The 6,662-nt window shown below is 72.5% G+C and carries 7 protein-coding genes and 1 pseudogene; 3 read left to right on the forward strand and 5 right to left on the reverse strand.

Annotation, left to right across the window (positions count from 1 at the left end):
• Positions 1-33 precede the first annotated feature (33 nt).
• Positions 34-690 (reverse strand): FMN-dependent NADH-azoreductase, encoded by a 657-nt coding sequence (locus GB864_RS17515; protein WP_160426979.1) that lies wholly within the window; start codon positions 688-690, stop codon positions 34-36.
• A gap of 75 nt (positions 691-765) precedes the next feature.
• On the opposite strand from GB864_RS17515, the gene GB864_RS17520 reads away from it, so the two are divergent.
• Positions 766-1,137 (forward strand): winged helix-turn-helix transcriptional regulator, encoded by a 372-nt coding sequence (locus tag GB864_RS17520; RefSeq protein ID WP_160426980.1) that lies wholly within the window; start codon positions 766-768, stop codon positions 1,135-1,137.
• A 16-nt stretch (positions 1,138-1,153) separates the two neighbouring features.
• Here GB864_RS17520 and GB864_RS17525 read toward each other — a convergent pair whose 3' ends face one another.
• On the reverse strand, positions 1,154-2,179 hold the full coding sequence (locus GB864_RS17525) for a hypothetical protein (protein WP_160426981.1): 1,026 nt from the start codon (positions 2,177-2,179) through the stop codon (positions 1,154-1,156).
• A 9-nt stretch (positions 2,180-2,188) separates the two neighbouring features.
• Entirely contained in the window at positions 2,189-4,051 is a 1,863-nt protein-coding gene (locus GB864_RS17530; RefSeq protein ID WP_160426982.1) for a substrate-binding and vWA domain-containing protein, read from the reverse strand.
• A 161-nt stretch (positions 4,052-4,212) separates the two neighbouring features.
• On the opposite strand from GB864_RS17530, the gene GB864_RS17535 reads away from it, so the two are divergent.
• Together GB864_RS17535 and GB864_RS17540 are read left to right on the forward strand one after the other, a co-directional pair.
• Entirely contained in the window at positions 4,213-5,151 is a 939-nt protein-coding gene (locus GB864_RS17535) for an SDR family oxidoreductase (protein WP_160426983.1), read from the forward strand.
• Positions 5,152-5,234: 83 nt separating this feature from the next.
• Positions 5,235-6,083 carry a helix-turn-helix transcriptional regulator gene (locus tag GB864_RS17540; protein ID WP_160426984.1) on the forward strand — a complete coding sequence of 283 codons (849 nt, stop codon included), beginning with the start codon at positions 5,235-5,237 and terminating at the stop codon, positions 6,081-6,083.
• Between the two features lie 75 nt (positions 6,084-6,158).
• Here the strand turns inward: GB864_RS17540 and GB864_RS17545 are convergent, their stop codons facing one another.
• Both GB864_RS17545 and GB864_RS17550 read right to left on the reverse strand, forming a co-directional pair.
• Positions 6,159-6,428 carry a GlsB/YeaQ/YmgE family stress response membrane protein gene (locus tag GB864_RS17545; protein WP_160426985.1) on the reverse strand — a complete coding sequence of 90 codons (270 nt, stop codon included), beginning with the start codon at positions 6,426-6,428 and terminating at the stop codon, positions 6,159-6,161.
• A 130-nt stretch (positions 6,429-6,558) separates the two neighbouring features.
• Positions 6,559-6,662, reverse strand: a pseudogene (locus GB864_RS17550) (IS481 family transposase); the annotation flags it as partial.

Here is a 6,662-nt window from a genome sequence, read left to right on the forward strand (position 1 = left end):
CGCGGCGAGCTCGCGCCCGGCGATGCGGATGCCTCAGGCGGCCCGGGCGGCCGGCGCGGCGAGCTCGCGCCCGGCCTCGCGCGCGGCCTGCTCGGCGGCATCCTTCAGCTCGTTCGCGACGTCGGTGAAGGAGTCGAGGGCCGGGTTCACTCCGACGAGGGTGAACGCGCGCTCGACCACGCGGAGGTCGAGGCCCCAGACGTCGCCGAGCACGCGGCGCAGCCACTCGGTGGAGTGGTTCCAGCCCTCCTTGGGCGAACCGGGGTTGTAGTTGCCCCCGAGCACGGTGACGAGGGTCGCGGGCTTGCCGCGGAGCGCCGTTCCGGTCGGGTCGATGCGCGGGTCGGTGTACGCGAGGTCGAACCAGGTCTTGAAGTGCTGCGAGACGCCGTAGTTGTAGAGCGGCACGGTGAAGAGCAGCGCGTCGGCGTCGATGAGCTCGTCGGCGAAGGCAGTCGCGAGGGCCTGCGCCTCGACCTGCGCCTCGGTGCGGTCGCCCTCGGCGACGAAGCCGCCGGTCACGGCGTTCTGCCAGGCGGTCGCGGGCACCGGGTCGGCGGCGAGGTCGCGGCGGACGATCGCCGACTCGGGGCGGGCGCCGGTCCATTCGGCTTCGACGAGGTCGCCGAGCGCGCGGGAGGCGCTCGTGCCGGGGAGGATGCTCGCGTCCAGGCGGAACAGGGTGGACATGTGACTCCGATCGTTTTCCGAGGCGCTCTGGAAAATTGAGCGACTCGGAGGACGCTAGCACAGTATGATCGGGGGATGACCGAACGAGCGAGCGATCCCGCCCTCGTCGCACCCCGGTGCGACGCGGCGATCACGCTCGCTTTCTCGGTGCTCGGCAAGCGCTGGAACGGCGTCATCCTCGATGCGCTGAGCCAGGGTGCGAGCTCGTTCGTCACCATCCGCAAGGCGGTCGCCGGCATCAGCGACGCGATGCTCTCCGACCGGCTCGGCGAACTCTGCGGCATCGGCCTCGTGATCCGCGACGTGCACCCCGGCCCGCCCGTGACCGTGACCTACACGCTCACGACCGCCGGCGAGCGGCTCATCCCCGTGCTCGCGCAACTCGGCGATTGGGCATCCGAGAACCTCGTCGTCGAGCATCCTGCTAAGGCGCCCGCCCGCGCCTAGGCACGCGTCCGCGGTCTCAGCGCGGCGGCTCCGGCGGGGCGTCCTCGTCGCCCGCGGCGCGCTCGAATTCCCGCTCCCACTCCTGCAGCTCCTTGCGACCGCCGATGAGGCCGTCGAGCGAGACCTGGAAGTGCAGGCCGCGCCGGGCGTTGACCTGCTTGATGTTCTGCACGATCTCGGCCGACACCGCTTCGACGGCGCCGCGCACCTCGTTCACCCGCTCTTCCGGGTCGTCCCAGAGGTGCGGGTGGGTGAGGATATCGAGCAGGTAGTCGCGGTCGAGGGCCGCCGTGAGCTTGCGCAGCGTCGCGTCGTACTCGATCGCCGCGATGCCCTGCTGCTCGGCGCCGCTGCGGGCGAGCCGGGTGAACAACTCCTCGACGTTCTCCGCGATCGTCGACGCATCGCGCGCCGTCTGGGCGGCGATCGCGTTGCCCGTGCGGCCGACCTGCCAGTAGGCGTCGCTGAGGTGCCGCAGCGCGGCGACATCCCGGCGGATCGGGTCGGGGATGCGTCCGCCCGTCTCGGCGCTCCGCTTGCGGCGCGAGCGGATGACGCCGAACGCCGCACCGGCGGCCGCCACGAGGACGGCGGCACCGATCGCCAGGCCCACGCCGATCCCCGCATCGCCGCCCGACGACGAGGCCGGTTCGGCGGCCTGCACGCCTTGCACGGTCTGGGCGAGCGCGGCGTCGACGCCGTCGGCGCCCGACTCCGCCTGGTTCGCGATCCGCATCGCCTCGCCGGCTTCGAGCACCCGCGATCCCGCCGACAGATCGTCGCCGACCGCGACGATGATCGTGTCGTACGAGGTCTGCTCGGCGAGCTGAGCCACGATGTCGGGGCCGGATGCCTCGAGCGCCGCGTTGTCCGAGAAGACCGCGACCGCGATCGAGTCGTCGCCGATCTGCACCGTGAGGTCGCCCTGCAGTTCCGACGCTCCGCTCACCTCCGCCGAGACGAAGACGTGCGAGCCCTGCAGCGCCTGCGCGGCGTCGTCGACGTACCCCTCGGCGGCGGCGGCGGAGAGTCCGGCTTCCATTCGCGCCCCCTAGAAGTTGTTGATGACCGAGGCGAACACGAGGTCGATCTTCGCGGCGTCGGAGGCGTCGAACCACTGGCCGCCCGTCGCCTCGGCGATGCGCTGGAGGGCGGTCGTGTCGGCGCCCTCGCCGTAGGCGATCGGGAAGATGCGCACGGGCGAATCGCCGCCGCCCTCCCCCGCGCTGCCGCTGATCTTCGCGATGAGCGAGTCGATCGAGATCGTCGAGTCGGTGTCCTCGCCGTCGGAGAGCACGACGATCGCGTTGATGCGGCCCGGCTCGGCGCGCTCGACCATCTCGTCGTAGGCGACGGCGATCGCGTCGTAGAGCGGCGTGCCCCCGCGGGTCGCGTAGCGGAGGTCGTCGACCGAGGTCGCGAGCGCCTCGCCCTCGGAGCCGAGCGGCGAGACGTCGCGCAGCACGAGGAGGTTCTTGCCCGCCGACGACTCGACGTCGGTCGTGAACGCCCACATGCCGACCTCGTCGGTGGAGCGGAAGTGGCCGAGCGTCGACTGCGCGCCCTCGATGGCGCCGTCGAGCCGGGTGCGGCCGTCGCCGATCTGCTCGTCCATCGAGCCGGAGATGTCGATGACCTCGAGCACCGAGGAGGGCTTGCGGATCTGCGTCCACTGGTCGATCGCCGCGGAGACGACGGCGACGTCCGGCCGAGGCAGCGTGACGGCGGGGCCGGCGGGGTCGACGCCGTACTCTTCGGTGAAGAGGTCGCCGAGCGGCACCGAGGCGTCGAGCGGGCGGAAGCCGTACTCGGGCAGGATCGCCTGCGCCTGCGCCGTCTGGAGGAACTCGACGAACGCCTCGCCGGCGGTGTGCTGCTCGGGGGTCACCCAGTCCGCGCCGAGCACGGTCACGGGGTTGTCCGACCACATCGATCCGCCCGAGGGGTAGATCGCGACGAGCTTCTCCTGGGGCGGGGTGAGCGTCTCGCCGGGCTGCACGGTGTGCGAGTCGGGGTTGCCCTGGTTGTAGTTGAGGAGCGAGGTCTCCTCGAGCGCGACGGCCGATACGTAACCGGAGCCGCCGGCGCCGTTCTGCGTCTCGTCGTAGAGCGTCGTCAGCACCTTGCCGGTCGTGTCGCCGTAGTGGATGACGCACTCCTCGAACACCCGCGAGAACTCCTCGGCCGCGGCGACGTCCTCAGCGGTGAGATCGGCCGTCTTGCCGGATGCCTCGTACGACTGCATGAGGATCGCCGAGAGCCCGGTGGTCGAGGTGTTCGGGTTCGTCTTGGAGATCTTGAACGAGCCCCAGATGGGCTTGCCGACGCTGCCCCAGCCGGCGGGGTCCTGGCACAGGGCCTCGAGGTCGGAGATGCCGATCTCGGCGTCGGGCCAGCCGAGGGCCTTCGCCATGGTCTCCGGCATGCCGAAGACGACGGGCGTGTGGGTGAAGGAGACGGGCTCGCCGACGAGCGCCGGGGAGGCCGCGGCGGCCACGCGCTCGGTCCACACCGTGGAGGCGGGCGACCAGAGGGTCGGCCAGCGGCGCGTGTCCTCCTCGGGCCAGTCGCCGCCCGCGGTGAGGAAGCGCGTCGCGTCGCCCGAGGAGACGTTGACGGGCCGCACGGTCGCGCACTCGGCGAGCGCCTCGTGCTCGGGCGACTCCTTGAACGCCTTGGCGAGGGCGTCGAGCATGTTGACCTTCTCGGAGGAGGTCGCGACGACGACGCTCGTGCAGCCGTCGTCGGCGAAGTCGCCGCCGTCCCCGAAGTCCCCGCCGTCGCCGGGCGTGCACGCCCCGAGCCCGATCGTCACGGCGGCGGCGATCGTCAGGGCGAACCCGGTCTTCGCCCCCCGGCGCGTCGTCGACGGGATGCGGGAGAGTGCGGCCGTGCGCCGCGGAACGGGTGCCATGCCAACAGGGTAGGTCCCCCGGATGCCTCCCGCGTCCACTCCTCCCCAGGCGGCTCGGCCGCGCCCTGGGTGGGATCGCCGGTCCCCGCCTCGAGGGGCCCTGCACACCGCCGTCCGCGGCGCCGAGCATGGAGGGAAAGCGATCGAACGGAGCATCCGACATGCCGAAGCAGCTCGACATCCACGTCCCCGATCTCACCGGGCGACTCGCGCTCGTCACGGGCGCCAGCGACGGCGTCGGCGTCGAGATCGCCGCCCGTCTCGCGCGCGCCGGCGCCGAGGTGATCATGCCCGTGCGCACCCGCGCGAAGGGCGAGGATGCCGCGAGCCGCATCCGCTCGCGCACCCCGGGTGCGCGCCTCGACGTCCGCGAACTCGATCTCGCGTCGCTGGAATCGATCGCCGCCCTCGCCGGCGGGCTGCTCGAGGAGGGCCGGCCGCTCGACCTGCTCGTCAACAACGCCGGGGTGATGACGCCGCCCGAGCGACGGCTCACGGCCGACGGTTTCGAGCTGCAGTTCGGCACCAACCACCTCGGCCACTTCGCCCTGACCACGCGGCTGCTGCCGCTCCTCGCCGCCGCGGGCGGGCACGTCACGAGCCAGGTGAGCGTCGCCGCGGACCAGGGCGCGGTCGCGTGGGACGACCTCGACTGGTCCCGCGGCTACGACGCGATGCGGGCGTACAGCTCCTCGAAGATCGCGTTCGGCCTCTTCGCGATGGAGCTCGATCGCCGGGCCGCGGCCGCCGGGTGGGGCATCCGCAGCAACCTCTCGCACCCCGGCATCACGCCGACCAACCTGCTCGCGGCGCAGCCCGGCATGGGCCGCAGCCGCGACACCACGGCGGTGAAGGTCATCCGCGCGCTCTCGCGCCGGGGCATCCTCGTCGGCACGCCCGCCTCGGCCGCGCTCTCGGCCGTGTACGCCGCGACGAGCCCGGATGCCTCGGGCGGCCGGCTCTACGGACCGAGCGGCTTCCGGCACCTCGGCGGCCCGCCCGCCGAGCAGCCCGTGTACTCGCGCCTGCGCAGCGCAGACGACGCCCGCCGCGTGTGGGAGCTCTCGGAGCGGCTGACCGGGGTGCGGGCGGCGGTCTGACGGGCTCGGTGCGAGGAACTTCTCCCGCAGACGGGGATCCGCGCTCCCTTGTTGCGCCCGGCCGCGTCTCGGAGACTCGGTGCATGGATCGGGAACAGCTGGCGGACTTCCTCCGGCGCCGCCGCGAGGCGCTGCAGCCGGAGGACGTCGGCCTCCGACGCGGACCCCGTCGCCGCACGAGCGGGCTCCGCCGCGAGGAGGTCGCCGCGCTGTGCGACATGTCGGTCGACTACTACGGCCGGCTCGAGCAGCGTCGCGGGCCGCAGCCGTCGGAGCAGATGCTCGCCGCGATCGCCCGCGGCCTGCGGCTCACCCTCGAGGAGCGCGACCACCTGTTCCGGCTGGCCGGCCACACGGCGCCCGCCCGCACCGCGCTGCGCAGCGACCACGTCTCCCCCGGCCTCATGCGCATCCTCGACCGCCTCGCGGACACGCCCGCCCAGGTCATGACGGGCCTCGGCGAGACGCTCGCGCAGACCGCCGCGGCCCGCGCCCTCTTCGGCGACGAAACCCGCTTCGAGGGGTTCGCGCGCAGCGTCGGCTACCGCTGGTTCACGGATGCCTCGGCGCGCGACGTCTACCCGGCCGAGGACCACCCGCTGCACTCGCGGGCGTTCACCGCCGACATCCGCTCGTACCTGGCGACGCAGGGGCCGGACTCGCGCGCCGCCGCGATCGTCGACGCCCTCCTCGCGGAGAGCCCCGAGTTCGCCGAGCTCTGGGCGGAGCACGAGGTGCGCAGCGTCCACCCGCGCGAGAAGCGCCTCCAGCATCCCGAGGTCGGCATCATGCACCTGCAGTGCCAGTTCCTCATCGACCCCGAGCAGGGCCAGACGCTCCTCGTGCTCACCGCCGCCCCCGGCAGTGAGAGCGCCGACCGCCTCCGCCTGCTCACGGTCATCGGCACGCAGGACCTCGCGTCGCGCCGGTGAGACGCGCGAAGCGCGCATCGAGATCCCCCCAGTAGATCGCGATGCGCGCTTCGACGGGCCGGCCGGCCGGCCGCGTCAGGCGGTGCGGCGGCTGTTGCGCGTGATGAGGCCGTAGATCAGCAGCACGATGATCGCGCCGCCGATGGCGAGCAGCCAGGTGCTGAGGTCCCAGAACTCTTCGAGGCCGACACCGAACAGCACGCTGCCGAGCCAGCCGCCGAGCAGGGCGCCGACGACGCCGAGCAGCAGCGTGATGAACCAGCCGCCGCCCTGCTTGCCGGGCAGGATCAGCTTGGCGAGAGCGCCGGCGATGAGACCGAGGAGGAGGAACGCGAGGAAGCCCATATCGTGCTCGTTTCGTCAGGACCGGTGGATCTCGTGCCGTCAGGGGCCGCTCCGAGCCGGTCGGAATGCATCCAGCGAACCACCGCCCGCGAAAACCGCCCTGCCCCTTGCGCGGCAGCGGCGAGACGCGCTAGATGTGATGTCCAGGCAGGTTGTTGAGTCTGCTGATGGGTGGGGCTCCGATCGCGGAGTGGCGCCTGTGCTGATTGTAGAAGTGGAGCCAGCTGGGTAGGG

Origin of the sequence: Agromyces seonyuensis (assembly GCF_009789225.1) — a bacterium.
Classification (GTDB): Bacteria; Actinomycetota; Actinomycetes; order Actinomycetales; family Microbacteriaceae; genus Agromyces; species Agromyces seonyuensis.